Below are 26,338 nucleotides of genomic sequence, written 5' to 3' on the forward strand. Positions count from 1 at the left end.
CCTCCCGGCCCCCGCGGCCGCGGGCTAGTCGAGACGGCCCGCTTTCCGGGGACGACAGCAGGAGGGCCCGGCACCGAGTCTCGGTGCCGGGCCCTCCGTGCGGGATTACTTGATCTTGGTGCCAGTGGAGCGCAGGGCCGCGCAGGCCTCGACCACACGGGCGGCCATGCCGGCCTCGGCCAGCTTGCCCCAGGTGCGCGGGTCGTAGGTCTTCTTGTTGCCGACCTCGCCGTCGACCTTCAGGACGCCGTCGTAGTTCTGGAACATGTGGCCCGCGACCGGACGCGTGAAGGCGTACTGGGTGTCCGTGTCGAGGTTCATCTTCACGACGCCGTTCTCCAGCGCGGTGCTGATCTCCTCGGCCGTCGAGCCGGAGCCGCCGTGGAAGACGAAGTCGAACGGCGCGGTCTTGCCGTACTTCTCGCCGACGCCCTGCTGGAGGTCCTTGAGCAGCTCGGGACGGAGGACGACGTTGCCCGGCTTGTAGACGCCGTGCACGTTGCCGAACGAGGCGGCCAGCAGGTAGCGGCCCTTCTCACCCAGGCCGAGGGCCTCGGCGGTGCGCAGCGCGTCCTCGACGGTGGTGTACAGCTCGTCGTTGATCTCGTGCGAGACGCCGTCCTCCTCGCCACCGGTCGGGGTGATCTCGACCTCGAGGATGATCTTGGCGGCGGCGGCCTGCGCCAGCAGCTCCTGGCCGATGGCCAGGTTGTCGGCCAGGGTCTCGGCCGAGCCGTCCCACATGTGGGACTGGAACAGCGGGTTGCGGCCGGCCTTCACGCGCTCGGCGGAGATGTCGAGGAGCGGACGTACGTAGCCGTCCAGCTTGTCCTTCGGGCAGTGGTCCGTGTGCAGCGCGACGGTGATGTCGTACTTCGCGGCGACGATGTGCGCGAACTCGGCCAGGGCGACAGCGCCGGTGACCATGTCCTTGTTGTGCTGGCCGCCCAGGAACTCGGCGCCACCGGTCGAAATCTGGATGATGCCGTCGCTCTCGGCCTCGGCGAAGCCACGCAGGGCGGCGTGCAGGGTCTGCGACGAAGTCACGTTGATGGCCGGGTAGGCGAACTTGCCTGCCTTCGCCCGGTCGAGCATCTCGTTGTAGACCTCGGGAGTCGCGATGGGCATGTGTCCGCTCCTTGGGATGTGCGGGTATGTGGTGCTGGGCCCTGACCTGGGGGCGACGTCATCGTCGCGGCCTATCTTTCCAGACTCTCTGCCCGGCTCCACAGAGCCCGTCACGCCAGGATGCGCCAAGGGCGTCCTGTTTCACGTGAAACAGGACGCCCGTCGGTATCAGAGCAGGTCAGGCGCGCCTCAGGCGAGACCGAGCTCCTCGAGCGAGTACGCGTTGACGTAGGGCAGGCCCGCCTCGGCGATCTTCGGGGCGGCACCGCGCTCGACGATCACGGCGACGCCGACGACCTCGCCGCCCGCCTCCCGGACCGCCTCGACGGCGGTCAGCGGGGAGCCGCCGGTGGTGGAGACGTCCTCGACGACCAGGCAGCGACGGCCCTTCACGTCCGTGCCCTCGATCCGGCGCTGCATGCCGTGCGCCTTGCCCGCCTTACGGACGACATAGGCGTCGAGCCGCCCGCCGCGGGCGGCCGAGGCGTGCAGCATCGACGTCGCCACCGGGTCGGCGCCCAGGGTCAGACCGCCGACGCAGTCGTAGTCGAGGTGGGCGGTGGCGTCGAGCATGACCTGGCCGACCATGGGCGCGGCCTCGCCGTCGAGCGTGATCCGGCGCAGATCGATGTACCAGTCGGCCTCGATGCCCGAGGAGAGGGTCACCTTGCCGTGCACCACGGCCTTGTCCTTGATCTGCTGGAGCAGCTCAGCACGTACGTCAGTCATGCCCATGAGCTTATGCGGTGTCCGGCGAATCTTGACCGGGGCCACTATCCACCGGACGCACCCTGGAGCCGCCGCCAGGTCCAGGTCGTCGTGACCTCCAGTGGCTCGATGGGGGTCACGAGTTCGGGGTGGGTGTTCAGACCGTTCGGCGGGCCGGACTGCGGCTCCACACAGACGGCCTCGGCCTGCTCGTCGTAGATCACCACCCACTCGGCGCGGCTGGCGACGGTCAGCTCCAGCTGCTCCGGCCACGTCAGGGTGACCGACAGGCCGTCGGGCATGCCGAAGCAGTCGTCCCACGGTCCGGGCAGCGGGTCGATGCGCCGTCCCGTCGGCAGGTGGTCCTCGCCACGCTCCTCCTGCCACGCCGGGGCGAAGTCGATCCGTACGTCCTCGCCGCTACCGAGGTTGCGCAGGAACCAGGGGTGCCAGCCGGCCTGGGCGGGGAACGACGTCCCGTACGTCTCCACACCCATCGCGAGGGTCAGCGACTCAGCCGTCAGCTCGAAGGTCTGCGTGACCCTGCCGGTGTACGGCCAGGGCTCCGCGAGGTCGTAGGTGAACGCCGCCTCGCTCTTGCCCGCCGTCGCGGTGCGCCAGGCGGTTTCGCGGCCGGTGCCGTGGATGGCGTGCGGAGCCGCGTTGAGCGGGAGCCGGTGGACGACGTCCCCGTTGCGGAACTGCCCGTCCCTGGTGCGGCCGCACCAGGGGACCATGGGGAACGAGCCGTACCGCTCCCCCTGGCGGAGTACCTCCGTGCCGCCGATGCGCAGGCTTCCGATGCGGCAGCCGTTCTGCGGATGCACGGTCAACTCGACGTCGCCGGCACCCAGCCGGACGCTCTCTTCACTACTCACACGACGACACTAGCCCGCACTACTTGCGGCGGCGCAGCACACGGCTGACAACGACCGCGGAAGCGAGCGCGAGCGCCGCGGCGGGCGCGATCCACCGCAGGGTGGCGCCGGAGCCCGACGCGTCCGGACCGGGGGTCGGGGCGTAACGCCCGCGCGGGGGCGCGTGATCGACCTCCTCGGCGCTCCGGCCGATCATGGTGCGCCGCGCGTGGGCCGCCTCGGCGGCGGGCTCCGCGGGCACGCCCGACAGCTCCTCCAGGTCGTCGAGTTCGTCCAGGTCGTCGAGTTCGTCGAGTTCGTCGACGTCGCCCACGTCGTCCACGTCATCGGCGGAGGCCGCCGGGGCGTCGGAGGCGTCGAGGTCGTCGGCCGGGACATCGAGGTCGGTGAACTCGTCGTCGGCATCCTCTCCGAGCGACGGCGGGGGTACCGGTGCCTCGAAGACGGAGGAAGCACCGGTCCGGGTCGAGTCCGGCTCGGCCGGCTGCTCCAACGACGCCTCGGCGTCGGAGGCATCGCCGGACGCGTCCTCGGGCGACGCGCTCGCGCCGTCGGAGGCCGCGACGGCGAGCGCCTCGGCGCACCGGTCCAGAAGGCGGTGGGCGGCCGCCGTCCGCGCGGACGCCCCGAGCTCCGCGAGCCGGCCGTCGGCCGTCGACGATCCGCTGAACGTCAGCGTCGTACCCCCGTCGGTCGGCTCCGGGCGTACGGTCAGCACGATCTTCACCGAGCCGCTGCCGCGCGCCTCCGCACCGTCGCCCTCGACCACGAAGGCGCCCTTCTGCTCCACGAGGTGCAGGGCGCCGCGGTAGGTGATGGTGTGGCTGCCGATCCGGACCTTGAGCCTGCCGGTGAGCGGCCCCGCCGCCCGGTCGGCGTCCTGTTGGAGCCCCGGAACGCAGCGGGCGACCCGGGCGGGGTCCCGCAGCACCTGTCGGAGGATCTCAGCCGGAACGGGTACGAACACCTCATGCTCCATGGAAGCCGAGCCTACTCAGCCGGGCCCGCCGCGTCTGCCTTCGCGCGCCGGTTCCTCGGGCGGCACGGCGTACCGGGCCTCACCGGGCGCCGTCCACAGGTGCGCCCGGCCGGTGTCATCAGCGGATGTATCGGGGGCGTACCAGCGTCGACGGTTCGAGGCCCGGCACACGGGTGCGCTCGGCCGCCCGCCCGTAGGCGGCGAGTTCGGCGGCGAGCGGCGAGCGCAGCGGCGGGACGCCGCGGTCCAGCACGAGCGGCGGGGCGCCGCCCGCCGAGGCGAGCAGGAAGCCCCTTGTGGGCGCGGCCGCGGTGCTGGTCCGCAACCGGTCGGGGCCCGTGTCCCCGGGGCCGCCCCGACCCACGGAGCCGTTCAGGTACGCGGCGGTGGAGAAGCCGGCCGCCCGCAGCGTCGCCTCGACCGTCCAGTACGTGTGCGGCCGGGCGGCGGGCCCCGCGTGGACGGCCAGGCGCCCGCCCGGTGCGAGGGCCCGGCGGGCGAGACCGTAGAACTCCAGCGAGTACAGCCTGGTGCCGGCGGTGACGGCGGGGTCGGGCAGGTCCGAGACGATCACGTCGTACTGCCCCCGCCCCGCGCCGCGCAGCCAGGAGAAGGCGTCCGCGGTGACCACACGCAGCCTCGGGTCGTCGTAGACATGGCGGTTGAGCGCGGCAAGTGCGTGATCCGTGCGGGCGAGGCGTACGAGCCCGGCGTCCAGTTCGACGAGGGTCACCGAGCCGACGTCCCCGTAGCCGAGCGCCTCGCGCGCGGCGAGGCCGTCGCCGCCGCCGAGGATCAGCACACGCTCGTGCCGCCCGTTCATGGCGGGGTGGACGAGCGCTTCGTGGTAGCGGTGCTCGTCGCGGCCGCGCACCTTCAGCCGCCCGTCGAGGAACAGGTCGGGCGCCTGGGACGGCCGGCCGGTGAGGACGACCTCCTGCACGCCGGTGTGCACCGCGACCCGCACCTGGTCGCCGTAGACCGCGCGGCGCGCGGCACGTTCGAAGTCGCCGACGAGGGCGGTCGCCAGGGCGAGCAGTGCGAGCACCACCCCGTTCAGCACGAGCAGCCGCAGCCGCCAGCGCGCCGACATCTCCCCCCGGAACAGCCACAGCACGAGCACCGCGCCCGCCACGGCGTTGACCGCGCCGGTCGCCAGCGCGCCCGTCAGTTCGCCGAGCCAGGGCAGCAGCAGGAACGGGAAGGCGAGGCCGCCCGCCAGCGCGCCCACGTAGTCGGCGGCGAACAGGTCGGCGACGGTGCCCTCCGCGTCCCGTCGCGAGACACGCTGGATGAGCGTCATCAGCAGCGGTATCTCGGCGCCGATGAGCACCCCGATGGCCAGGGAGAACGCCACGAGCGCGGCGCGGGACCCACCCGCCCAGGCGAAGATCGCGTACAGCACCATCGCGGAGGCGCCGCCGACGAGCGCGAGCACCGCCTCCAGCACTCCGAAGCCGACCGCGGCCCGGCAGCGCAGCCGTTTGGCGAGCAGCGAGCCCACACCCATCGCGAAGACCATGACGGACAGCACGACGGACGCCTGGGTGACCGAGTCGCCGATCAAGTACGAGGCGAGCGCGACGAGTTCGAGCTCGTACACCAGCCCGCACGCCGCGCAGACGAAGGCCGCCGCCAGCACGAGACCGCGCCCGGCGGCGGGGCTCACGGGCCTCACCACCGCGTCAGGCGCGGGGAGATGGGCTGCCGGTCGGTCATCCCCGCACGCTACGTCACGTTCCGCGTCGGTCCTGTCACCCACAGGGGTCGACTACAGGGCCGCGCGGTCCGGGCGGCGCTCCGGGCGCTGGTTCCGGGGCCCGTGGGGCTGCAGCAGGCCGACGCGTGTGCGCGTGACCACCAGGCGGCCCTCCTGCGGGTAGGCGTGCCAGGTGCGCCAGCGCACCTGGCCCTCGCCGCGCTGGGCCACCATGGCGGTGAAGGCGTGGGGGGAGCCGGGAAACGTGCCCGCGAGGCCGTGGGGATGGTCGGCCACCAGCGCGAGCAGTTCCTGGGCCCGGCCCGCGAACGACTGCTCCGACAGCGTCTCGACCCGGGCGGCGAACTCGTACTCCCAGTCGCCGAGCCGCTTGGCCACACCGAGGGGCAGCGGCGTGCTGCTGCCCGGGATGCAGGCGACGGTCTCCGAGCACGAGCCGCCCTCCTGGTCCAGCAGCACCTGGTGGGACGCGCCAAGGAGTCTCAATTGAAGCCGGGCGCCCGATAGTTCGAGATCAAGGACGGCGAGGGCGGGCAGCGGCTCCCGGCCGAGCGCCCAGGCGAGGTCGTCGGCACGGGTGTCGGTGTAGGCGGTATCGATGGTCGTGAGCATGGGGTCGGCTCCGCATACGCGCTTCGGCGGGTGGACACGTGGACCTGACGCCCCGAGACGGGGCGCACGACATGGGGGGTGGCCTGCTCGGGTCCACAGAAGGTCCGAGGGCTGGATGGTTCCAACAGGTTCCACAGTGAGGGAATCACGAATTACGCGACAACCGCAGGCTTTTTACCCAACTTGGCATGGTTTCCATCCCGTAGGGGGCCGGACGGTTCAGGTGTTCAACGAATTGCGGGGCGTGTGGGGTACGTGAAGTACCGCACAGCTCGCGGCACTTGCGCGCAAGAGGACCAACAGGAAGGAACCCGGCGGGAGTTCACCCGCCGGGCACCTTCACCGGTCGCGGACCAGCTGCCCCGTGTCAGCTGCCTCCGCCACATCCACCCCCGCCGCACGAGGACGAGGAGCTGCTGCACGAGGAGGAGCCGCCACAGGAGGACGAGCCGCCGCCGTCACCGGACAACCAGCTGCTCGACCCGCCGCCGCTGCGGCCCCGGCGGCGGCCGCCGGTCCTCGCCGCGCTCCGGCCGGCGGACACTGCCAGCACGAGGGCCACCACCACCAGCCCGAAGACCACAGCACCGAAAATCACCATCACACCCACCGTCCTTCTCGTTCCCCCGAGGGGAGGTGCCTCCCAGGCCGAAGGCCTGGGAGAGAACCCCCGCGACGCTGCGCGACCGCTTTCTCCCGGTCGTGTTCCTGTGACGCCCACCTGCGTGACAGGGGGATGCCCTCGGCCTCCCGGACCCAAAGCGGACTTGAGCAACTCCAGAGGTTCGGCCCAGGATGGCGCCCATGACAGGACACGCACCCGGATCACGGCCGCTGCTGAACCGCAGGCTGGCGGAGTTCGGCACCACGATCTTCGCCGAGATGTCCGCGCTGGCGACCCGGACCGGGTCGATCAACCTCGGACAGGGCTTCCCCGACACCGACGGCCCCGAGGAGGTCAGGGAGGCGGCGGTCCGGGCGCTGCGCGACGGACGCGGCAACCAGTACCCGCCCGGCCCCGGCATCCCCGAGCTGCGCAGCGCGGTCGCCGACCACCAGCTCCGCCGCTACGGGCTCGTCCACGACCCCGACACCGAGGTCCTGGTCACCGCGGGCGCCACCGAGGCGATCGCGGCCGCGCTGCTCGCCCTCGTGGAGCCGGGCGACGAGGTGATCGCGCTGGAGCCGTACTACGACTCGTACGCCGCGTGCATCGCCATGGCGGGCGGCACGCGGGTGCCGGTGACCCTGCGCCCGCAGGACGGGGCCTACCGGCTCGACCTCGACGAACTGCGTGACGCGGTCACCCCCCGCACCCGGCTGATCCTGCTCAACACACCGCACAACCCCACCGGCACGGTCCTGACCCGCGACGAGCTCGCGGCGATCGCGGCCCTCGCCGTGGAACGGGACCTGCTGGTGGTGACCGACGAGGTGTACGAGCACCTCGTCTTCGACGGCGAGCACGTGCCGCTCGCGTCCTTCCCCGGGATGCGCGGGCGCACGGTCACGATCTCCAGCGCCGGCAAGACGTTCTCGTTCACCGGCTGGAAGGTCGGCTGGGTGACGGCGGCACCCGAGCTGGTGAGCGCGGTCCGCTCGGCGAAGCAGTACCTGACGTACGTGTCGGCGGGGCCCTTCCAGTACGCGGTCGCGGAGGCGCTGCGGCTTCCGGACGAGTACTTCGACGGTCTGCGGGCCGATCTGCACGCCAAGCGCGATCTGCTGAGCGCGGGGCTCGCGGCCGCCGGTTTCACGGTGTACCGCCCGGCCGGGACGTACTTCGTGACGACCGACATCCGCCCGCTCGGCGAGGCGGACGGCTTCGCGTTCTGCCGGTCGCTGCCCGAGCGGTGCGGGGTCGTGGCCATCCCGAACGCGGTCTTCTACGACCACCGCGAGCAGGGCGCCCCGTTCGTGCGGTTCGCCTTCTGCAAGCGCACGGAGGTCCTCGAGGACGCGGTCGCGCGGCTGAAGTCCCTGGCCGTCTGAGTACGCCGGTACGGGCCGGCTCCTCCGCCCACTCGCCGGCGTGGTTGCGGGCGTGCGGTGCACTGGTGGAGACGGTGGTCACGGTCGTGACCGGTCCGCCCTCTCCACCGGACAACGTCGGCCTTCAAGGCCGCACTCCGCACCTCAGGCGGCCGGGAGCCGGGGCAGTTCCTTCGGAAGGGCCCGCGCCTCCTGGCAGTCGACGGCCTTGTACGTGTGCCGAGCGAGCTCGTAGGCGAAGTCGGCCAGCACCTGTCGCAGCTCGTCCCCGTGCACCCGGGTTTCCCCGATGGTCCGGGCGTCGACGGTCAGCGCGTAGCGCTCCCGCGCCTCGCCGGGCTTCTTGCCGGGAGGAGTGCAGGGGACGTACACATACGCCTGGTCCGGGTGCACCACGGCTCTGATGTCGCCGGACGACACATCGACCGGGTCCACGGCATACCCGCTCTTCGCGTAGTAGTCGCGCCACGGGCCGGGAGCCGAGTCACGGGAGTCCACCTCTCCCGAGATGACGGAGCCGCCGCTGGTACGCACGTAGCAGGCGAAGAGGAAATCCCCATCGGACAACAGACGGAGCTTCCCCCGCTCCTCGGCCGAGCGCGCCGAGGGCAGGGCACGCGCCGCCGTCTCCCGGTCCACCGCACCGTCGCACGGCCGGGTCGGCAGCCGGTCGATCCCCTTGGTGAAGATCTCCACGTATCCGAATACCGCCGCGATTGCCAGCAGGCAGCCCACTGCTGCCCTCATGACGGTCTTCTTTCGACTTGCCTGCATGAGACTGCCCACATCCACTCAGAAATTACGCGGCCGGCCGGGCGTGGGAGTCCTCCAGCATGGTGTCGCTCTCGCTCCGGCCCGACTGAATCGCCCCGCAGATCCCCGGCTCACCGATACATCGGACGCCCGCACCCGAGAAACGCAGCCCTGGCAGCGCTTCGCCCCGCCGCACAGCGACGGGGCGAAGCATCATGCCCGCATGGACGCCGGGCCCTCGGACACGCGTGGCGTCAGGCGTCGTCGGCCGGCTTGTCCTCGCCGGCGTCCTCGGCCTTCTCCAGGCCAAACTGGTCGACGATGAACCGGTCGAACTCGATCGACGCACGCACCCAGCTGACCGTGGACGACACGAAGTGCTCCAGGCTGACGCCGGTGCCGATGAGCATCTGCGCCTCACCGATGAGGCGCAGCGACTGCTCCTTCGTCTCCTCGTCCTCGTGCAGGTGCGTGTAGACCTTCGGCCACAGGGTGCGGCGGTTCCAGTCGTCGATGGTGTCGAGGAGCCTCGCCCGGTCCTCGACCGCGTGCGCACGGTCGTAGAACGTCCGCACCGAGAAGACCTGCTGTTCGTTCTCGCCGCGGAACATGAAGTACGTGCGGAAATCCTCCCACGGCGCCGCGAGGTCGCCCTCGTCGTCGACGACGTACTTCAGCTCCATCTGCTCGAGCAGCTGCTTGACCAGGTCCTGGTCGGGAACGACGGGGCCCGCCGGTCCTGCGGCCTGGGGCTGGGGCTGGCCCCCGAAATTCGGAATCGAGGACGGATCGATGGTCACCGTGAATTTCCCTTCGTACGGATGCCGCCATCCTCTCCCATCCCCGCCCGTGCGTGGCAAGCCCCGCCGCGCCCGATCCGCTGCGAGCTGATCGCTTCGGTGCTCGCCGCCACGGCGGGCCCGGCCGGGCTCACCGCTCCGCGCCGTCCCCGGCCGTCGCCGCCCCCACGATCAGCTCGTCGCCGAAGCGGTCCACCCGCACCGTGTCGCCGTCCTTGACCTCCCCCGCCAGGATCTCCTTCGCGAGGCGGTCGCCGATCGACGTCTGGACCAGCCGGCGCAGCGGGCGGGCGCCGTACGCCGGGTCGTTGCCCTCGTCCGCGAGCCATTCCAGCGCCGCCGGGGTGACCTCGAGGCTGAGCCTGCGCTCGGCGAGGCGGCGGGCCAGCCGGTCGATCTGGAGCCGCGCGATGCAGACCAGCTCGTCCTTCGACAGGGCCGAGAAGACCACCAGGTCGTCGAGGCGGTTGAGGAACTCCGGCTTGAAGGTGGCCCGCACCACCTCAAGGACCTGCTGCTTCTTCTGCTCGGCGCCGGTCAGCGGGTCGACCAGGAACTGGCTCCCCAGGTTGGAGGTCAGGATCAGGATGGTGTTGCGGAAGTCCACCGTCCGGCCCTGCCCGTCCGTCAGCCGTCCGTCGTCGAGGACCTGCAGCAGGACGTCGAAGACCTCGGGGTGGGCCTTCTCCACCTCGTCCAGCAGCACCACGCTGTACGGGCGGCGCCGCACGGCCTCGGTGAGCTGGCCGCCCTCCTCGTAGCCGACGTAGCCGGGCGGCGCGCCGACGAGGCGGGCGACGGTGTGCTTCTCGCCGTACTCCGACATGTCGATGCGGACCATCGCCCGCTCGTCGTCGAAGAGGAAGTCGGCGAGCGCCTTCGCCAGCTCGGTCTTGCCCACACCGGTGGGGCCGAGGAAGAGGAACGAGCCCGTGGGCCGGTCCGGGTCGGCGATGCCCGCGCGCGTACGCCGGACCGCGTCGGACACGGCCCGCACCGCCTCACCCTGGCCGATCAGCCGCCGCCCCAGCTCCTCCTCCATGCGCAGCAGCTTCTGCGTCTCGCCCTCCAGGAGGCGGCCCGCCGGGATGCCGGTCCAGGAGCCGACCACGTCCGCGATGTCGTCCGGGCCGACCTCCTCCTTGACCATCGTGTCCTTGGACGCCTCCTCCTCGGCCTCGGACGCGGCCTCCAGGTCGCGCTCCAGGGCCGGGATCTCCCCGTAGAGCAGCTTGGACGCGGTGTCGAAGTCGCCGTCGCGCTGGGCACGCTCGGCCTGGCCGCGCAGGTCGTCCAGCCGCTCCTTGAGCTCACCGACGCGGTTGAGGCCCTGCTTCTCCTTCTCCCAGCGTGCGGTCAGCCCGCGCAGCTCCTCCTCCCGGTCGGCGAGGTCGCGGCGCAGCTTCTCCAGGCGCTGCTTGGAGGCGGGGTCCGACTCGTTCCGCAGTGCCAGCTCCTCCATGCGCAACCGGTCGACGGCGCGCTGCAGTTCGTCGATCTCGACGGGCGAGGAGTCGATCTCCATGCGCAGCCGGGAGGCGGCCTCGTCGACGAGGTCGATGGCCTTGTCGGGCAGGAAGCGGGAGGTGATGTACCGGTCGGAGAGCGTCGCGGCGGCCACCAGCGCGGAGTCGTTGATCTGCACCTTGTGGTGGGCCTCGTAACGGCCCTTGAGGCCGCGCAGGATCGCGACGGTGTCCTCGACCGTCGGCTCGGCGACCAGCACCTGCTGGAAGCGCCGCTCCAGCGCCGGGTCCTTCTCGATCCGCTCGCGGTACTCGTCGAGGGTGGTGGCGCCGACCATGCGCAGCTCGCCGCGGGCGAGCATGGGCTTGAGCATGTTGCCGGCGTCCATCGCGGAGTCGCCGCCCGCGCCGGCGCCGACGACGGTGTGCAGCTCGTCGATGAAGGTGATGATCTGCCCGTCGCTGTCCTTGATCTCGGACAGCACGGTCTTCAGCCGCTCCTCGAACTCACCGCGGTACTTCGCGCCCGCGACCATCGCGCCGAGGTCGAGCGCGACGAGCCGCTTGTCGCGCAGCGACTCGGGCACGTCGCCCTTGACGATGCGCTGGGCCAGGCCCTCGACGACGGCGGTCTTGCCGACGCCGGGCTCGCCGATGAGCACGGGGTTGTTCTTGGTGCGCCGCGACAGCACCTGCACGACGCGGCGGATCTCCTGGTCCCGGCCGATGACCGGGTCGAGCTTGCCCTCACGGGCGGCCGCGGTGAAGTCCGTGCCGAACTTCTCCAGCGCCTTGTACTGACCCTCGGGGTCGGGCGTGGTCACCCGGCGCCCTCCTCTTGCCTTCTCGAACGCGTCCAGCAGCCTCCTGTCCGTGGCACCCTGCCCGGACAGCACTTCTCCGGCCTGCCCGCCCTTGGCGGCGATGCCGATGAGAAGGTGCTCGGTGGAGACATAGTCGTCGCCCAGCTCCTTGGCGCGCTGCCCGGCGTCGGCGATGACGGCGAGCAGCTCCCGGTTGGGCTGCGGCGGCGCGACGGTGGAGCCCGTGACGCTGGGCAGCGACGCGAGGAGGCGCTCGGCCCCGGACCGGACGGCGGCCTGGTCGGCGTCGACGGCGGCCAGCAGGTCGGTGATGTTCTCGTTTGCTTGATGGCCTTGCCCCGCCAGGAGGGCGAGCAGCAGGTGCGCCGCGGTCAGGTCGGCGTGCCCGTCCTGTACGGCCCGGTTGCTCGCCGCGTTGATCGCGTCACGGCTCTTGTTGGTCAGCTCGGCGTCCACGTGCCCTCTCTCCTCCTTGCTGATGGGCTCTCCCCAACTATGACTCAGTCAACGTGCACAAAGTTGAGTCTATTCCACTCAGGGTGCTGACGGACAGCCCCGCGGAGGTAGGTTCCGGCCCATGGCCATCGATCCCCGCAACCCCGGCGCGTCGTACCTCGGCTTCTGGCGCGAGTACCACATGTGCACCCTCACCACCCCTCGCCCGGACGGCACGCCGCACGTCGTGGCGGTGGGGGTGACGTACGACCCCGAGGGCGGGACACGCGGGCTGGCGCGGGTGATCACCAACAAGCACAGCCGCAAGGTCGCCAACGTGCTGGCCGCCGGCCCCGAGGGCGCGCGGGTCGCGGTGTGCCAGGTGGACAAGGGCCGCTGGGCGACGCTGGAGGGCGTCGCGAGGATCCGCACGGAGCCGGAGACCGTCGCCGACGCGGTGAGCCGCTACGCCGAGCGGTACGGGCGTACGCCGACGCCCAACCCGGACCGGGTCGTCATCGAGATCGCGCTGACCCGCGCGATGGGCCGGGCGTAGCCGGCCGCGCACCGGAGAGCCCCGCGGAAGGGCCTCCGGGCAGCACAACGGCGCCATCGTGTTTCAGGTCCACGATGGCGCCGCTGTGTGGGGGAAGCACCTGAGCGATTTGAAACGACGGGGGAACCGCTCAGGCACTGCGGGGGGTGGCGGTGGTGTCTGGTTCGACGAGCTGGTGGTCACGCGCGTCGAGATTGACGAAGATCATGCCGTACCGGATGGCGCAGCGGACGGGCTGCGGGGCTCCCCGCGGCCGCCGCAGGCACCGGTAGGCGCGGACGTCCTCGTCCTCTTCGCGGGCGACGACGATGGGCTCTCCGAACAGGGTGACCATCAACGAGTCGCCACGGTGGGGGATAGCCGTGACGAGGTCGATGAAGTGCCACCCGGAGCGATATGCCGTCGCCATCTCCCGTCGGAAGACCCTGTCGTCCGGGGGTATGGTCATGCGTCCGCCTTCGCGGGAGGCGCGTCCCAGCCGCTGTCCGGCGGTCCGGCGAGGGCCTGCACACTGTCCCAGCCGCTGTCCGCCGGTCCGGCGAGGGCCTCCACGGTGTCCCAGCCGCTGTCCGCCGGGAAGTCGGCCAGGTCGAACCCCGTGACGCCGAACGCCACGGTCGCAGAGAAGACAGCGGCAAGTACCGAGCGAAGCATTCTTTCGCGCATAGTCGGCTTCGTCCTCACTTGATGGTTTCTTCTCCCCCGCATCACAAGACGATGGCTCATTCAGGCATGTCAATGCCACAGGGGCGATGCATCATGTTCCTGTACGTTCAAGACCCTGGGGGGTGGAGATTTGCCGCAGGACGCCACAAAACCGACACATCCCCATGCGGTCACCGATCTCTGCGAAGAAGGAGCGCGACTCTATGTCAGCGCTCTCACCACAGGCCGGATCAGCAGATCCGAGGCGGAAGCGGCACCCTGCCTCCTCGAGTTCGCCCTCCTGCACCCGGACCCCGACGACGCGACCTGGCTTCGTCCCGTCCCGCCGTCCGTGGCCTTGGCGCAAAGGCTGCACCCCATCGAGCGGGAGATCGTGGACCGCCGCCGGCTGTCCATCCAACTGACCGACGCTTTCGAACCGTTCATGGCCATCAGCGCCCAGAGTCCGGCGAACACCCACGCCATCACCGTGCTGGAGGGCTTCGACCGGATCAACGCCGCGCTCAATCTCGCCACGGCGGAGTGCCGCACGGAGATGCTGACGATCCAGCCCGGCGGCGGGCGCAGCGCGCACGTCCTGACCCAGGCGCTGGAGCGTGACCGTCCACTGATCGACCGCGGCGTCAGCATCCGCACGTTGTACCAGCACACGGCCAGGTACAGCCAGGGCACGCTCGCCTACGTCGAGCGCATATCCGCCGGCAAGGTGGAGATCCGCACCCTCGAGGAACTCATCGAGCGCCTCATCGTGTTCGACCGCACGGTGGCGTTCATTCCCGCACGGGACGACCGCCGTGTGGCCCTGGAGCTGAGGCACCCGGGGCTGGTCGAGTACCTCATCAAGGTGTTCGAGCAACTGTGGCGGCGCGCCGTGCCGTTGGTGGAGGAGGTGCCGTACGACCCCACGCCGGAGGGCATTTCGGGCGTCCAGCGGTCCATCGCCAGACTCCTGGTCGAGGGCCACGTCGACGAAGCGATCGCCCGCCGTCTGGGGATGAACGTCCGCACCTGCCGGGCCCACATCGCCAAACTCGCCGCCGCGCTCGGCAGCGGCAGCCGTGCCCAACTCGGCTTCCTCATCGCGAAGTCGGGCATCCTGGAAGAGGAGTGCCTGTCGAGCGGCGCGAGCAACTGATCATCCCCCGATGCCGGACGGTGCCCCTCCACTGTGCCCGCGGCGGCGCACCGGCACTCCCGTCGTCATGCTGCGGATCAGCAGCGGACAGCCCGTACGGCGGCCCCCCGAGCGGCGGGACGGACGGCGAACCCCCTTGCGGTACAGCCGGGTTAGACTCCAGGTCATCAGCCGGAACGGCCTCGTGCCAGGGCGGGACCGACCATCCTGCCCGGCGCGCGCGTGGCCGCTCGGGGCGGCGGATGACCGGGGGCGACGCAATGGGATCAGACATGTCCGGGCTGGGGCTCTCCGCCCCTGAAGAGGCCGTGTACCGGCACTTCCTGAGGAATCCGGACACCTCCGACGACGAGATCCACACGCTGCTGGGCCTGGACCGGGACGAGGTGCGCGCGGGCGTGCACCGCCTGTGCGCGCTGGGCGTGCTGAACCGCACCGGACCGGGCACGCTGGCGTCGGCGGACCCGGAGACCACCGTGGAGCGCCTCACCGACCTGCGTCTGCGCGAACTCCACCGGGAGCTGGCGCGGGTCACCCAGGCCCGGCACCTCGTCGCCGAGCTGCGGCAGGAGCAGCCCAGGGACGACGTCTGCGCACCGCGTGTGGAGCGGCTCGCGGACGTCGAGCGGATCCGCGCCCGGATCGACGACCTCGCCTTCTTCGCCCGCGAGGAGATCCTCTCGGTCGAGCCCTACGCGGAGCTGACGCCCGAGAACATCGCGCACGCCCGCCCCCTCGACCAGCGCTGCCTGCGACGCGGCGTCCGGATCCGCAGCGTCGTGCCGCGTACGGCGCTGGACCACCCGCCCACCGCCGGCTACCTGCGCGAACTGGCGGCGCAGGGTGCTCAGATCCGGGTCGCGCAGACCGTCACCGAGCGCATCCTCGTCTACGACCGCAGCACCGCCCTGGTGCCCGCGGACCCGGACGACACCACGCGCGGCGCCCTGCTCGCCCGGGAGGACGGTCTCGTCGCCAACGTGCTCGCCCTGTTCGAGAAGATCTGGAGCCAGGCGGAGCGCCTCCCGCCGCACGACGCGGACGGCGACGGCCCCGACCACCCGACCCCGCTGGAACAACGCGTCCTGGAATCGATGTGCCGGGTCAGCAAGGACGAGATCGGCGCCCGCGAGCTGGGCATCTCCGTCCGCACCTACCGGCGCCATGTGGCCGACCTGATGCAGCTGCTCGGCGCGGCGGGCCGGCCGCAGGCCGCCCTGCTGGCCCGTGAGCGCGGCTGGATCTGACCCTCACGCGTGCTGGTCCGGCAGCGACCATCCGCGCAGTGCGCGGTCCCGCAGCGCCCCGGCCACCGCCGCGCGCGCCGCGTCCGGACCGGCCCCGACCCACAGCGTGATCCGGTCCGCGGACACACGCGTGGCGCAGGGCCAGTCCGGCGGCAGCAGGGCCAGCAGGCGGATCACCGTCAGGGGCGCGGCGGGCGCGTCAGCGGCCCGGCGCACGACAAGGATCTCCGCCTCGTGGCCGCCGTCCCCGCCGCTCATGAGTCGGGGCCGAGAACCGGAGCCGTACGGATGCCGAACTCGCGCCGCAGGGCCGAACGCGCCGCCCAGTAGCCCGACATGCCGTGCACACTGGGCCCCGGCGGCGTGGACGCCGAGCACAGGTACACCCCGCGCAGCGGTGTCCGGTAGGGGTCGAGCCGGGGCACGGGACGCAGCAGTGACTGCGTCAGGCTGATGGCCCCCGACAGGATGTCGCCGCCCACGTAGTTCGGGTTGTACGCCTCGAACCCGGCGGCGGTGACGGACCGTTCGGCCAGGACCGTGTCCGTGAAGCCGGGGGCGTGCCGCTCGACCGCGGCCCGGATCATCGGCAGCGGATCACGCGTGTCGCCGTTGGGCACGTGGGCGTACGCCCAGACCGGCCGCCTGCCCCGCACCTCACGCCCCGGGTCGGTGACGGCGGGATCGACCAGCATGACGAACGGTTCGGCGGTCGGCACCCCGCGCGCCGCGAGCGTCTCCTGCCGCAGCATCGCCGCGCGGCTGCCGCCCAGGTGGACCGTTCCCGCGCGGCCGATGTCCGGGTCTCGCCAGGGGATCGGCGCGGAGACCAGGAAGTCCGCCTTCGCCGCGCCGGGGCCGTACCGGAAGCGCGCCAGGGCCCGCGCGTAGCGGTCCGGCAGCCTCCCCGCGGCGAGCGCGAGGAACCCCTTCGGCGCCACGTCCAGCAGGACGGTCCGTGCGCCCTTCAGCTCCCTGAGGTCGCTGACGGGCGCTCCGGTGCGGATGCGGCCGCCGTGCGCCACGAGGTCGTCGGCGAGTGCGCGGGCGATGGCGGCGCTGCCTCCCCTCGGCAGCGGCCAGCCCGTGCCGTGGGCGAGGTGCCCGAGCAGCAGGGCTGTCGCACCGGAGGCGAGGCTGGGCAGCCGCCCGACCGCGTGCGCGGCCACGCCGGTGAGCAGCGCGGCCGCCTCCTCGGTCGCGAACCCGTGGAAGGGGCTGCCGTGGCGCAGCACACGCGGCGCCAGCAGGGCGGGGGCGGCGAGGCCGTCGGGCCGGGACCGCTGCCCGGACAGCATGAAGTCCACGACGCCTGTGCTGTGCGCGACCAGGGGTTCCATGAGCCTGCGCCACCGTGCGCCGTCGGCGCCGAGTCCGGCACAGGTGGTCGCGAGGTCGCGGTGCGCGAGCGCGGCGGGCCGCCCGTCGAGGGGATGGGCGTAGCTGATCGCGGGGTGGAGGAGGTCCACCCCGCGGGCGGCGAGGCCGAACTCTCGGAAGAACCGTGAGGCGGCGGCCATGGGGTGCACCGCGGAGCAGATGTCGTGCACCACCTCGCTGTCGAAGAGCGAGGCGGTGCGCAGTCCGCCGCCGATGTCGTCGGCGCGTTCGCGGAGTTCGACGCGCAGACCGGCGCGGGCCATGGTGACCGCGGCGGCGAGTCCGTTGGGGCCGCTGCCGACGACAGCGACGTCGACGTCCGTCATCCGGCCGCCGGCCTCTCGGGGGTTCCCGGGCCCTGCGAGGCCTTCTTCGCCTCCGCGAGCAGCTTCAGACCCGCCCGGTCCGTCCCGGTGGGCCGGCCGCCGAGCCGGTGCACGACCGCCCAGGTGGTGGTGCCGGGGAAAGCTCCCGCGAAGACGGAGGCGTCCCGCGTCGCCCCGTTGTGCCAGCGCAGCTCGCCCGCGCTCTGCCAGGACAGGGCGGGCTCGCCCAGCGCCCGGTCCACCAGCAGGCCCTTCACGAGGCGCGCCACGGCCCGCGGGGTGGCCCACAGGCCGCCGGCGGGCAGGATCGGCCCGGTCATGGTCCAGGGGGTGCGGGGCCGCCCGAACAGGCCGCGGGCGGTCAGCGTCCGGTCGGCGGGCGGCCGGGCGGTGACGTCGTCGACGCCGAGCGGCGTGAGCACGTGGGCGCGCAGCAGCTCCTCGTACGTGCTCCCGCCGGCCGCCTCCAGGGCGGCGCCGAGGACGGCGTAGCCGAGGTTGGAGTACTCCTCGCCCTCGCCCGGCTTCCGCGCGGCGATCGCGTCGAGCCGCCGCAGGACCCGGTCGAACTCCTCGGCGTCGAGGGTCGCGTACGGGTCGCGGGGGTCGGTCGACGCCGGCAGCGGATGCAGGCGCGGCAGGCCCGAGGTGTGGTCCGCCAGCTGCCGCAGCGTGATCTCGGATCCGGCGGGAACGGCCGGAAGCCATGCGGTCAGCCGGTCGTCGGGGCCGAGCCGGCCGGCGGCGGCGAGCCGGGCCAGCAGGGTTCCGGTGAGCGCCTTGGTGAGGGAGCCGATCTCCACGTACGCGTCCGGGTCGTGGCCGTGCTCGGCCCGTACGGGGCCTGTTCCGGTGATCGCGCACACCGGCGCCGGGCGCAGCAGCCGCCTCATGCGCCGGTCCACTTCCGCAGCAGCGCCAGGCGCTCGGGCGGCTTGGGGGTCGCGCCGCCGGCGACCCTGCCCCACGCCGTGAGCGTCCGGGGGGACGCCGTGCCGTCGACGAACCGGGCGAGCAGGTCCTGGGAGAGGGCGAACTCCTCCTCGGCGTACGCACCGGCGGCAGCCGAGTGGACGGCCAACTCCTCTGTGGTGTCGGCGGTTTCGAGCCGCAGCAGCATCTCCGGCGGCTGACCGGCGCCGCCCAGCGCCGCCGTGAGGACCGTCTCCACGGCCAGCGCCAGCCGTCGGCGGGAAGCGCTGCGCACCGGGGCGCCCTCGACCGTCGCCGAGCGCAGCTCCGCCCATGTCCAGGCCCGGTGGCCGCCGTCCGCCGCGGCCTCCACGCCCTGCTCCGTCAGCCGGACGCCGCGGCCCTCGCTGCCCGGCGGGGCTCCCACGTGCACCGCGTCCGCGGTGATCCAGAACAGTCCGACCATCGCCACAGTTGACTCCCGTTCGTGTTGTACGCCGCGTCCGGGCGGGCGGCACGGCCGCCTGCGCCCGGACGGTCAGCCTGCATTCTCGGCAGAGGCCGTCCGCGCCGCCGTCACGGCGGACTGTTCCGGCCATCCGGCCCGTTCCCGTACCCACGCCCCGACGCGGGCGCGGACGTGCTCCGCCAGGCTGATCCCCGCGGCGAGCGGCCGGCTCAGGAAGATCAGGTCGCAGGCCACCATCGTGAGGGCGAACCCGGTGAGCCCCATGAAGAAGGCGATCGACAGGTGGAAGCCGATCGACGCCACGGCCGCCCAGGGACGCAGTCCCGGCACGAGCACGCCCAGCGGGAAGTAGACCAGGAACAGGGTGGTGGCGTAGGTGCCGCCGATCACCAGCAGGTCGCTCTCGTACACCAGCCGTGAGAACCCCGGGAGTTCGAACTCGGGGATGCGCATGATGTAGAAGAGCGCCGTGCCGTCCTGCCACAGCTTGCCCTGCACCTTGTAGAGGCCGCTGGTGACGTACACGAGGCAGATCTGCGCCGCGACGGCGAGCACGCCCAGGTTGTGCAGCGGGTTCTGCGCGGCGCGCAGGCCGGCGGGCAGCCGGTCCTTGACGCGCCCGGCCAGGCCGCTCGCCAGGGAGAGCCGGTCGTAGCAGCGGGTGAGCATCAGCATGGGAATGACGAGGTAGGCGAGGTTGTCGCCGCCGTCGAGCAGGAACTGGTCCCGCTGGTACACCGACCACAGGAACACCCAGTGCAGGGCGAGCACCGGCCGTCCGCCGACGCCCAGCGTGACGGCGAGCGCCAGCAGCATGCCGAGGTGGAAGACCAGCTCGAACCAGGCCGTCGAGGTGCTGAGCGCGTAGAGGCTGAAGGTGCCCGTCTCGTCCAGGACGGTCAGGAAACGGCTCCAGGACTCGACGCCCGCGGGGCCGAAGAGATAGTGCCGGTCGGCGTACTGCGAGGCGTAGAACATGAAGCCCACGAAGCCGAGCAGGGCCCGCGTGCCGGAGACGCCCAGCACGGCGAACGGCGTCGAGCCGAGCCGGTCGAGCGAGGTCAGGGCGCGGCTCGCCGAGGCGCCGAGCCGCGCGCGAAGTGAGGTGATCACCGCAGTTCGTCCGCCTTCAGCCAGTCGAAGTCCTGTACCTGCACCGTGTCCTTGCCGGCCTTCGCCGGGGCGTTGCGCTTCGACCAGGGCGGCAGTTCGCGTACGTACATGCGCACCTGGATCCGCTGGGGGTCACCGCCGCAGGCGTCGGGCATCTGGGTCAGGGAGTAACGGGAGAGGAAGCGGACGGCGTTGTCCTGTGCCTTCTGTTCGTCCGGCATCAGGCGGACCTTTCCGTCGGCGCCCTTCCGGTCCTTCGCGATGTCGTCCTTGTGCTTCTCCCGCAGCCGGTCGAGCAGCGGGTCGGTCGCGTTGATGGACTGCATGGGCGCGGAGACCAGCCGCGACATGCGGGAGGGGAAGAACCTGCTCTCCTGTGCCGCGCGCACGTAGGGAGTGGTGACGTCGTGGTAGTCGGTGACGCTCCCGTCCCGGCACTGGGCCCGGGCCAGCACACCCCGGTCGTCGGCCAGCGGGTCGGGCGCGAAGAGCATCCAGTTCTGCAGGAAGTAGGGGTTCAGATAGCCCTTCACCTTGTCGAAGTGCCGGACCTTCAACGGGGTCGCGGGGGCCTGGGAGAAGGAGGCGAGAGCGAAGTGAAGGCCCAGGAGGGCGGCGCCGCCGAGCAGCACCACCCTCCTGATCACGAGATGACTCGTCACTTGTCGAAGACCTCTTCGACGGACGGCGCGCCCGTGCTGGTGGTGTCCGCCGGGGCGGAGCCGAGGCTCGCGATCCGGACCACGTTGCCGACCTGGCTGCGGATGGCCTGCGTGCCGGCCAGCGCCTTGCCGTGGACGACCGCGGCCTTGGCGACGGAGCCGATCCACATCGGCTTCATGTCGGCCTTCGGCTCGGCGCTCTGGGTGGCCGTGGCGGTCACCGACGGCGCCGCGGCCTGGGCCGGGGCCTGCATGGCGAGCAGGGCGGCGACGCCGCCGAGAACCACACCGGCACCGGCAATTGCCTTCTTCACTGTTTCTCCCGTTTGTCTTTCTTCTCGGTCCGTCAGTCACTGCCAGCCGTTGACCGGCTTGCACAGCCGGTCGGCGGGCGGCGGCAGCCTGCGGTCGCCCGCGTGCTTCTCGCAGAATTTCTCGAGCGCCCGCCCCACCAGGCCGTGCGAAGCGTTCCCGCGCTCGGACGCCGACAGCACGGGCCGCTGCTCCGCGGTGGCACCGGCCGTACCTGTCGAACCCCAGACGATGGCCGCGGACACGGCCAGGACGACGATCGGCCTGACGCGAACCGGATGCCGCCTGGACTGCGCGTTCACTTGCTTCCCCCTTGACCTGACGGGTCGTTCTGACGAGGAAAACAATGCCACCGGAACAGCAGTGTCGGACCGATTGCTCATGTCAGCTTCCTGCACAGGGCCCGGCACGTTCCTGCCGCGCCGCCCTGCGCCCGGGCACGCGACAAGGGCCCTTCGCCGATCGGCTCCGGGGGGCCCGCTCGATCGCCCGGATCTCGGAAGGCCCCGCTCCGAACCCCCTCGCGCCCCGCCGAGGCCCCCGGCTCCCCCACCCCCGGCCACGAGAGCCGGAAAAAAAATCGGACGGCGATGTCGAGAACCCGTGGCCGGCTCCGTCCCCGGGGTGAACGCGACCACAATGGGTCGCACCAGCTCCGAGGAGAAACGCGATGGCCAAGTACCTGTTGCTCAAGCACTACCGCGGCGCTCCGGCAGCGGTCAACGACGTGCCGATGGACCAGTGGACGCCGGAGGAGATCTCGGCGCACCTGCAGTACATGAACGACTTCGCCGCCCGGCTCGAGAAGTCCGGCGAGTTCGTCGACGGCCAGGCGCTGGCCCCCGAAGGGGCGTGGGTCCGGTACGACGGAGAGGGGCGCCCGCCGGTCACCGACGGCCCGTTCGCCGAGACCAAGGACCTCATCGCCGGCTGGATGGTGATCGACGTCGACAGCTACGAGCGCGCCGTCGAGCTGGCCGGGGAACTGTCGGCCGCCCCGGGGGCGGGCGGGAAGCCGATCCACGAGTGGCTCGAGGTGCGCCCGTTCCTGACCGCCCCGCCCACCGTCACGGAGTGCCCTCATCGATGAACGAGGCCCTGCTCCGGAGCCTCACGCCGAGCGTGCTCGCCGTCCTCGTCCGCCGCGGAGCCGACTTCGCGGCGGCCGAGGACGCCGTGCAGGACGCGCTGGTCGAGGCGGTCCGCGTCTGGCCCGCCGACCCGCCACGGGACCCGAAGGCCTGGCTGGTCACCGTGGCCTGGCGCAGGTTCCTCGACCATGCCCGGGCGGACGCCGCCCGCCGTCGGCGTGAGGATCTCGTCGACGAGGAGCCGGCGCCCGGCCCCGCCCCTGCGGTGGACGACACGCTCCAGCTCTACTTCCTGTGCGCCCACCCGTCGCTGACGCCGTCGTCCGCGGTCGCGCTCACGCTGCGCGCCGTCGGCGGACTGACCACCCGCCAGATCGCCCAGGCCTACCTGGTGCCCGAGGCGACGATGGCGCAGCGCATCAGCCGGGCCAAGCGCACCGTCTCCGGTGTGCGGTTCGACCAGCCCGGCGACATCGCCACCGTGCTGCGCGTCCTCTACCTGGTCTTCAACGAGGGCTACTCGGGCGACGTCGACCTCGCCGCCGAGGCCATCCGGCTCACCCGGCAGCTCGCGTCCCGGGTCGACCACCCCGAGGTGGCGGGGCTGCTCGCCCTCATGCTGCTCCACCACGCCCGGCGCGCCGCCCGGACCGCGCCCGACGGCAGCCTGGTGCCGCTCGCCGAGCAGGACCGCGGCCGGTGGGACACCGAGTCGATCGCCGAGGGCGTCGAGATCCTGCAGGCGGCCCTCGCCCGCGACCGGCTGGGCGAGTTCCAGGCCCAGGCCGCCATCGCGGCACTCCACGCCGACGCACCCACCGCCGAGGAGACCGACTGGGTGCAGATCCTCGAGTGGTACGACGAGCTCGCGCGCCTGACCGACAGCCCGGTCGTCCTGCTCAACCGCGCGGTGGCCGTCGGCGAGGCCGACGGACCGCGCGCCGGCCTGGCGGCGCTCGCGGCCCTGGACGACTCCTTGCCGGCCTCTTCGGGCAGGGGGCATCCCCTTCCCCGCCGTACCGCGGTGGCGGCGTACCTCCACGAGCGCGCCGGCGACCTGGCGACGGCGGCACGGCTGTACGCCGAGGCGGCCCGACAGGCGCCCAACCTCGCCGAGCGCGACCACCTGACGCGCCAGGCCGCCCGGCTCAACGCCCGCCTGCGCCGCTGACGGGTCGCGCTCGGGTCTTTCCGCGGCACCGGCGCGCCCGTCACCGGAGCGGTGAGCAGGCGGGTCAAGACCGACCGCGCGGCACGCAGAGCCCGAAAAGGGCCGCAGAGCTTGCGCTCTCCGGCCCTTTCGGCACTACTGCTCAGGAGGATCTGCCGCCCTGATCGGGCCGCTTGGGACGCCACACCACCAGCGCGCTCGTCTGCTGGACGTCCTGGTAGGGAACGAGGTCGCGCCGGTAGGAGGCATGGACCTGCGCCTCACGCTGCTGCATCGCCGCCGCCGCGCCCTCCAGGGCCGCCGACAGCTCGGCGACGCGGGCCTGGAGCGCCGCGACCTGGTTCTCCAGTTCGATGATGCGCTTGATCCCGGCGAGATTGATGCCCTCGTCCTGCGACAACTGCTGGACGGTGCGCAGCAGTTCGATGTCACGGGCCGAGTAGCGCCGGCCCCTTCCGGCCGTGCGGTCGGGGGAGACGAGACCCAGGCGGTCGTACTGCCGAAGCGTCTGCGGATGCAGGCCCGACAGCTGCGCCGCCACCGAGATGACGTACACCGGCGACTCGTCGGTCAGTTCGTAGGGGCTGCGACTGCGTCCCGGACGTCCCTCCATGTCATGCTCCCTTCGCGGCCTGGAACAGCTCGGCCCGCGGGTCCTCGTCCGCGGTGGCTTCGCGGTAGGCCTCCAGCGCTTCCTTCGCCTTGTCGCTGAGCTCGGTCGGCACGGCCACCTCGATGGTGACCAGCAGGTCCCCGCGCGTGCCGTCCTTGCGGACGGCGCCCTTGCCGCGGGCGCGCATCGTCCGGCCGTTGGGCGTGCCCGCGGGAAGCTTCAGCGTGACCGCGGGTCCGCCGAGGGTGGGCACCTTCACCTCGCCGCCGAGCGCCGCCTCCGCGTAGGTGACGGGAACGGTGACGGTCAGGTTGTCGTCCTTGCGGCCGAAGACGGGGTGGGCGTCGACGTGGACCACCACGTACAGGTCGCCGGCCGGTCCGCCGCGCTCGCCCGGCGCGCCCTTGCCGCGCAGCCGGATGCGCTGCCCGTCGGACACACCCGCCGGGATGCGCACCTGCATGGTGCGCGAGGAGCGGGCACGTCCGCTGCCCTTGCAGACATCGCAGGGTGTCTCGGCGATCAGGCCCCGGCCCTTGCAGTCCACGCACGGGTCGGTCAGCGAGAAGGAGCCGCTGCCGCCGCGCGAGACCTGGCCGGTGCCGACACACGTCGGGCACACGCGGGGCGTGCCGTTCTTGTCACCGGTGCCGGAGCAGGCCTTGCAGGGCGCCTGGCTGGACATCCTCAGCGGGACCGTGGCCCCGTCGACGGCCTCGGTGAAGCTGAGCGTCACCTCGGACTCGACGTCCTGGCCGCGGCGCGGCTGCGTGCGCGCACCCGCGCCGGCGCCCCGGTTGAACAGGCCGCCGAACACGTCGCCCAGGCCGCCGCCGAAACCGCCGGCGCCCTGACCTCCGCCCGGGGCGCCCCCGAAGAGGTCGCCCAGGTCGAAGTTGAACGTGCCCCCGGCGCCGGGACCGGCCCGGAAGCCGCCGTTGCCGAACAGGGCGCGGGCCTCGTCGTACTCCTTGCGCCGCTTGGGGTCGCCGAGGATGTCGTTCGCCTCGGAGATCTCCTTGAAGCGCTCCTCCGCCTTGGCGTCGCCCTTGTTGGCGTCCGGGTGGTTCTCGCGGGCGAGCTTCCGGTACGCCTTCTTGATCTCGGCCTCGGTCGCGTCCTTGGGGACGCCGAGAACCTTGTAGTAGTCCTTCTCGACGAAGTCCTTCGTGCTCATCGACGTCCCTCCTCCCGGACGTGTCGTGCGTCAGCCCTCCTCCGGGCCACCGCTCTCCTCGTCGGCCTTGTTGTCTTCCTTGGCCGCCGACGCCGTGCCCGGCTGGGGCTCGGCCACCGCGACCCGCGCGGGGCGGATCGTGCGCTCGCCGATGCGGTACCCCGGCTGGAGCACCGCGACGCACGTCGTCTCGGTGACGTCCGGCGCGTACGAGTGCATCAGGGCCTCGTGCACGGTCGGGTCGAAGGGCTCGCCCTCCTTACCGAACTGCTGCAGACCCATCTTGGCCACGGCGGTCTCCAGGGACTCGGCGACGGACTTGAACCCGCCCACCAGCTCCCCGTGCTCCCTCGCGCGGCCGATGTCGTCGAGCACGGGCAGCAGCTCGGTCAGGAGCGTCGCCGTGGCGATCTCCTTGACCGTGACCCTGTCGCGCTCCACGCGGCGGCGGTAGTTCTGGTACTCGGCCTGGAGGCGCTGGAGGTCGCCCGTGCGCTCACCGAGCGCCGAGCGGGCCTGGTCCAGCTGCGCCGTCAGGCCGGCGATCTTCGCTGCGTCCCCTGCCGGGGCCGCCGGGCCCTCCTTCTCGGAGGGCTCGGCGGACTCGGCGGCGTCCTCAGGGGTGGCGCCGGAGGGGACGTCGGGCTTCTCGTCGAAGCCCGGGGTCTCCTCCGTCACGCGGCACCACCCTTCGCGTCCTTCTCGTCGTCCACGATCTCGGCGTCGACGACGTCGTCGTCGGCCTTGGCCTCACCGGCGGCGCCGGCGGCTGCGTCCTCGGGGGCGGCGTTCGCGTAGAGCGCCTGGCCGAGCTTCTGGCTGACCGCGGCGACCTTCTCGGTCGCGGTGCGGATCTCGGCCGTGTCCTCGCCCTTGAGCTTCTCCTTCAGCTCGCCGACGGCGGTCTCGACCTCGGTCTTCACCTCGGCGGGAACCTTGTCCTCGTTGTCCTTGAGGAACTTCTCCGTCTGGTAGACGAGCTGCTCGCCCTGGTTGCGGGTCTCGGCGGCCTCGCGGCGGCGGTGGTCCTCGTCCGCGTACTGCTCGGCCTCCTGGCGCATGCGGTCGACCTCGTCCTTCGGCAGCGAGGAGCCGCCGGTGACGGTCATCTTCTGCTCCTTGCCCGTGCCCAGGTCCTTGGCGGTCACGTGCATGATGCCGTTGGCGTCGATGTCGAAGGAGACCTCGATCTGCGGGACGCCGCGCGGGGCCG

29 protein-coding genes are annotated in these 26,338 nt (G+C 72.1%); 6 read left to right on the forward strand and 23 right to left on the reverse strand.

Annotation, left to right across the window (positions count from 1 at the left end; translation table 11 throughout):
- Nucleotides 1-105 precede the first annotated feature (105 nt).
- The 6 genes from fbaA to AB0K02_RS31245 form a co-directional block, all read right to left on the reverse strand.
- Entirely contained in the window at nt 106-1,128 is a 1,023-nt protein-coding gene (gene fbaA, locus AB0K02_RS31220; protein WP_365995964.1) for a class II fructose-bisphosphate aldolase, read from the reverse strand.
- A gap of 189 nt (nt 1,129-1,317) precedes the next feature.
- Complete coding sequence (gene pyrE, locus AB0K02_RS31225) at nt 1,318-1,857, reverse strand: orotate phosphoribosyltransferase (RefSeq protein ID WP_177149711.1); 540 nt, start codon at nt 1,855-1,857, stop codon at nt 1,318-1,320.
- A 44-nt stretch (nt 1,858-1,901) separates the two neighbouring features.
- Nucleotides 1,902-2,714, reverse strand: a complete 813-nt coding sequence (locus AB0K02_RS31230; protein WP_365995966.1) for an aldose 1-epimerase — start codon at nt 2,712-2,714, stop codon at nt 1,902-1,904.
- Nucleotides 2,715-2,733: 19 nt separating this feature from the next.
- Nucleotides 2,734-3,693 (reverse strand): SRPBCC domain-containing protein, encoded by a 960-nt coding sequence (locus AB0K02_RS31235; RefSeq protein ID WP_365995967.1) that lies wholly within the window; start codon nt 3,691-3,693, stop codon nt 2,734-2,736.
- 118 nt (nt 3,694-3,811) lie between these two features.
- Nucleotides 3,812-5,362 (reverse strand): polyamine aminopropyltransferase, encoded by a 1,551-nt coding sequence (locus tag AB0K02_RS31240; protein ID WP_365995969.1) that lies wholly within the window; start codon nt 5,360-5,362, stop codon nt 3,812-3,814.
- A gap of 102 nt (nt 5,363-5,464) precedes the next feature.
- The gene (locus AB0K02_RS31245; protein WP_365995971.1) at nt 5,465-6,025 is read right to left on the reverse strand and encodes a DUF2617 family protein; all 561 of its coding nucleotides are present in this window, start codon (nt 6,023-6,025) and stop codon (nt 5,465-5,467) included.
- Between the two features lie 804 nt (nt 6,026-6,829).
- Here AB0K02_RS31245 and AB0K02_RS31250 point away from each other — a divergent pair.
- Nucleotides 6,830-8,017, forward strand: a complete 1,188-nt coding sequence (locus AB0K02_RS31250; RefSeq protein WP_365995972.1) for a pyridoxal phosphate-dependent aminotransferase — start codon at nt 6,830-6,832, stop codon at nt 8,015-8,017.
- 144 nt (nt 8,018-8,161) lie between these two features.
- Here the strand turns inward: AB0K02_RS31250 and AB0K02_RS31255 are convergent, their stop codons facing one another.
- The 3 genes from AB0K02_RS31255 to clpB form a co-directional block, all read right to left on the reverse strand.
- Nucleotides 8,162-8,764, reverse strand: coding sequence for a hypothetical protein (locus tag AB0K02_RS31255; protein ID WP_365995973.1), 603 nt, complete (start codon nt 8,762-8,764; stop codon nt 8,162-8,164).
- 260 nt (nt 8,765-9,024) lie between these two features.
- Nucleotides 9,025-9,570 (reverse strand): YbjN domain-containing protein, encoded by a 546-nt coding sequence (locus AB0K02_RS31260; RefSeq protein ID WP_365995974.1) that lies wholly within the window; start codon nt 9,568-9,570, stop codon nt 9,025-9,027.
- A gap of 130 nt (nt 9,571-9,700) precedes the next feature.
- Nucleotides 9,701-12,316, reverse strand: coding sequence for an ATP-dependent chaperone ClpB (gene clpB / locus AB0K02_RS31265; RefSeq protein WP_365995975.1), 2,616 nt, complete (start codon nt 12,314-12,316; stop codon nt 9,701-9,703).
- 121 nt (nt 12,317-12,437) lie between these two features.
- Between clpB and AB0K02_RS31270 the strand changes: the two genes are divergently transcribed.
- Entirely contained in the window at nt 12,438-12,851 is a 414-nt protein-coding gene (locus AB0K02_RS31270; protein WP_365995976.1) for a pyridoxamine 5'-phosphate oxidase family protein, read from the forward strand.
- 130 nt (nt 12,852-12,981) lie between these two features.
- On the opposite strand, the gene AB0K02_RS31275 is transcribed toward AB0K02_RS31270, so the two are convergent.
- Together AB0K02_RS31275 and AB0K02_RS31280 are read right to left on the reverse strand one after the other, a co-directional pair.
- Entirely contained in the window at nt 12,982-13,299 is a 318-nt protein-coding gene (locus AB0K02_RS31275) for a (2Fe-2S)-binding protein (RefSeq protein ID WP_177149720.1), read from the reverse strand.
- The gene (locus AB0K02_RS31280; protein ID WP_365995977.1) at nt 13,296-13,466 is read right to left on the reverse strand and encodes a hypothetical protein; all 171 of its coding nucleotides are present in this window, start codon (nt 13,464-13,466) and stop codon (nt 13,296-13,298) included. The genes AB0K02_RS31275 and AB0K02_RS31280 overlap by 4 nt, the downstream gene beginning before the upstream one ends.
- Nucleotides 13,467-13,647: 181 nt before the next feature.
- Between AB0K02_RS31280 and AB0K02_RS31285 the strand changes: the two genes are divergently transcribed.
- Both AB0K02_RS31285 and AB0K02_RS31290 read left to right on the forward strand, forming a co-directional pair.
- Entirely contained in the window at nt 13,648-14,652 is a 1,005-nt protein-coding gene (locus AB0K02_RS31285) for a helix-turn-helix transcriptional regulator (RefSeq protein ID WP_365995979.1), read from the forward strand.
- 260 nt (nt 14,653-14,912) lie between these two features.
- Nucleotides 14,913-15,899, forward strand: a complete 987-nt coding sequence (locus AB0K02_RS31290) for a helix-turn-helix transcriptional regulator (protein ID WP_365995980.1) — start codon at nt 14,913-14,915, stop codon at nt 15,897-15,899.
- A 3-nt stretch (nt 15,900-15,902) separates the two neighbouring features.
- On the opposite strand, the gene AB0K02_RS31295 is transcribed toward AB0K02_RS31290, so the two are convergent.
- From AB0K02_RS31295 to AB0K02_RS31330, 8 genes are all read right to left on the reverse strand, one after another.
- Nucleotides 15,903-16,157: a hypothetical protein gene (locus AB0K02_RS31295; protein ID WP_365995982.1), complete on the reverse strand. Its 255-nt coding sequence runs from the start codon at nt 16,155-16,157 to the stop codon at nt 15,903-15,905.
- A complete protein-coding gene (locus AB0K02_RS31300) occupies nt 16,154-17,605 on the reverse strand; it encodes an NAD(P)/FAD-dependent oxidoreductase (RefSeq protein ID WP_365995983.1) in 1,452 nt (483 codons plus the stop codon). The genes AB0K02_RS31295 and AB0K02_RS31300 overlap by 4 nt, the downstream gene beginning before the upstream one ends.
- Nucleotides 17,602-18,498 (reverse strand): serine hydrolase domain-containing protein, encoded by an 897-nt coding sequence (locus tag AB0K02_RS31305; protein WP_365995985.1) that lies wholly within the window; start codon nt 18,496-18,498, stop codon nt 17,602-17,604. Before AB0K02_RS31305 ends, AB0K02_RS31300 begins: the two co-directional genes overlap by 4 nt.
- Nucleotides 18,495-18,983 (reverse strand): hypothetical protein, encoded by a 489-nt coding sequence (locus AB0K02_RS31310; protein ID WP_365995986.1) that lies wholly within the window; start codon nt 18,981-18,983, stop codon nt 18,495-18,497. The genes AB0K02_RS31305 and AB0K02_RS31310 overlap by 4 nt, the downstream gene beginning before the upstream one ends.
- A 72-nt stretch (nt 18,984-19,055) precedes the next feature.
- The gene (locus AB0K02_RS31315; protein ID WP_365995988.1) at nt 19,056-20,099 is read right to left on the reverse strand and encodes an HTTM domain-containing protein; all 1,044 of its coding nucleotides are present in this window, start codon (nt 20,097-20,099) and stop codon (nt 19,056-19,058) included.
- Nucleotides 20,096-20,761, reverse strand: a complete 666-nt coding sequence (locus tag AB0K02_RS31320) for a DUF5819 family protein (protein ID WP_365995990.1) — start codon at nt 20,759-20,761, stop codon at nt 20,096-20,098. Before AB0K02_RS31320 ends, AB0K02_RS31315 begins: the two co-directional genes overlap by 4 nt.
- The gene (locus AB0K02_RS31325) at nt 20,758-21,075 is read right to left on the reverse strand and encodes a hypothetical protein (protein ID WP_365995991.1); all 318 of its coding nucleotides are present in this window, start codon (nt 21,073-21,075) and stop codon (nt 20,758-20,760) included. Before AB0K02_RS31325 ends, AB0K02_RS31320 begins: the two co-directional genes overlap by 4 nt.
- Nucleotides 21,076-21,111: 36 nt before the next feature.
- Nucleotides 21,112-21,375, reverse strand: coding sequence for a hypothetical protein (locus AB0K02_RS31330; protein WP_365995992.1), 264 nt, complete (start codon nt 21,373-21,375; stop codon nt 21,112-21,114).
- A 368-nt stretch (nt 21,376-21,743) separates the two neighbouring features.
- Here AB0K02_RS31330 and AB0K02_RS31335 point away from each other — a divergent pair, with 368 nt between their 5' ends.
- Both AB0K02_RS31335 and AB0K02_RS31340 read left to right on the forward strand, forming a co-directional pair.
- Nucleotides 21,744-22,163: a YciI family protein gene (locus AB0K02_RS31335; protein WP_365995993.1), complete on the forward strand. Its 420-nt coding sequence runs from the start codon at nt 21,744-21,746 to the stop codon at nt 22,161-22,163.
- Nucleotides 22,160-23,335 (forward strand): DUF6596 domain-containing protein, encoded by a 1,176-nt coding sequence (locus AB0K02_RS31340; RefSeq protein WP_365995994.1) that lies wholly within the window; start codon nt 22,160-22,162, stop codon nt 23,333-23,335. The genes AB0K02_RS31335 and AB0K02_RS31340 overlap by 4 nt, the downstream gene beginning before the upstream one ends.
- Before the next feature lie 142 nt (nt 23,336-23,477).
- On the opposite strand, the gene AB0K02_RS31345 is transcribed toward AB0K02_RS31340, so the two are convergent.
- The 4 genes from AB0K02_RS31345 to AB0K02_RS31360 all read right to left on the reverse strand — a co-directional run.
- A complete protein-coding gene (locus tag AB0K02_RS31345; RefSeq protein ID WP_365995995.1) occupies nt 23,478-23,948 on the reverse strand; it encodes a helix-turn-helix domain-containing protein in 471 nt (156 codons plus the stop codon).
- A 1-nt stretch (nt 23,949) separates the two neighbouring features.
- A complete protein-coding gene (gene dnaJ, locus AB0K02_RS31350) occupies nt 23,950-25,125 on the reverse strand; it encodes a molecular chaperone DnaJ (protein WP_365995996.1) in 1,176 nt (391 codons plus the stop codon).
- Between the two features lie 30 nt (nt 25,126-25,155).
- Nucleotides 25,156-25,803, reverse strand: coding sequence for a nucleotide exchange factor GrpE (grpE, locus tag AB0K02_RS31355; RefSeq protein WP_365995997.1), 648 nt, complete (start codon nt 25,801-25,803; stop codon nt 25,156-25,158).
- Nucleotides 25,800-26,338 (reverse strand): Hsp70 family protein (locus tag AB0K02_RS31360; RefSeq protein WP_365995998.1); only part of this gene is annotated, 539 nt, incomplete at its 5' end. The genes grpE and AB0K02_RS31360, both read right to left, overlap by 4 nt.

The organism is Streptomyces sp. NPDC049597, assembly GCF_040675505.1.
Lineage (GTDB): Bacteria > Actinomycetota > Actinomycetes > Streptomycetales > Streptomycetaceae > Streptomyces.

Excerpts from the sequence above, each read along its gene's own strand:
- fbaA (WP_365995964.1), bottom strand. The coding sequence starts at position 1,128 with ATGCCCATCGCGACTCCCGAGGTCTACAACGAGATGCTCGACCGGGCG.
- pyrE (WP_177149711.1), bottom strand. The coding sequence starts at position 1,857 with ATGACTGACGTACGTGCTGAGCTGCTCCAGCAGATCAAGGACAAGGCC.
- AB0K02_RS31235 (WP_365995967.1), bottom strand. The coding sequence starts at position 3,693 with ATGGAGCATGAGGTGTTCGTACCCGTTCCGGCTGAGATCCTCCGACAG.
- AB0K02_RS31245 (WP_365995971.1), bottom strand. The coding sequence starts at position 6,025 with ATGCTCACGACCATCGATACCGCCTACACCGACACCCGTGCCGACGAC.
- AB0K02_RS31250 (WP_365995972.1), top strand. The coding sequence starts at position 6,830 with ATGACAGGACACGCACCCGGATCACGGCCGCTGCTGAACCGCAGGCTG.
- AB0K02_RS31255 (WP_365995973.1), bottom strand. The coding sequence starts at position 8,764 with ATGAGGGCAGCAGTGGGCTGCCTGCTGGCAATCGCGGCGGTATTCGGA.
- AB0K02_RS31270 (WP_365995976.1), top strand. The coding sequence starts at position 12,438 with ATGGCCATCGATCCCCGCAACCCCGGCGCGTCGTACCTCGGCTTCTGG.
- AB0K02_RS31275 (WP_177149720.1), bottom strand. The coding sequence starts at position 13,299 with ATGACCATACCCCCGGACGACAGGGTCTTCCGACGGGAGATGGCGACG.
- AB0K02_RS31290 (WP_365995980.1), top strand. The coding sequence starts at position 14,913 with ATGGGATCAGACATGTCCGGGCTGGGGCTCTCCGCCCCTGAAGAGGCC.
- AB0K02_RS31295 (WP_365995982.1), bottom strand. The coding sequence starts at position 16,157 with ATGAGCGGCGGGGACGGCGGCCACGAGGCGGAGATCCTTGTCGTGCGC.
- AB0K02_RS31300 (WP_365995983.1), bottom strand. The coding sequence starts at position 17,605 with ATGACGGACGTCGACGTCGCTGTCGTCGGCAGCGGCCCCAACGGACTC.
- AB0K02_RS31305 (WP_365995985.1), bottom strand. The coding sequence starts at position 18,498 with ATGAGGCGGCTGCTGCGCCCGGCGCCGGTGTGCGCGATCACCGGAACA.
- AB0K02_RS31310 (WP_365995986.1), bottom strand. The coding sequence starts at position 18,983 with ATGGTCGGACTGTTCTGGATCACCGCGGACGCGGTGCACGTGGGAGCC.
- AB0K02_RS31335 (WP_365995993.1), top strand. The coding sequence starts at position 21,744 with ATGGCCAAGTACCTGTTGCTCAAGCACTACCGCGGCGCTCCGGCAGCG.
- AB0K02_RS31340 (WP_365995994.1), top strand. The coding sequence starts at position 22,160 with ATGAACGAGGCCCTGCTCCGGAGCCTCACGCCGAGCGTGCTCGCCGTC.
- AB0K02_RS31345 (WP_365995995.1), bottom strand. The coding sequence starts at position 23,948 with ATGGAGGGACGTCCGGGACGCAGTCGCAGCCCCTACGAACTGACCGAC.
- dnaJ (WP_365995996.1), bottom strand. The coding sequence starts at position 25,125 with ATGAGCACGAAGGACTTCGTCGAGAAGGACTACTACAAGGTTCTCGGC.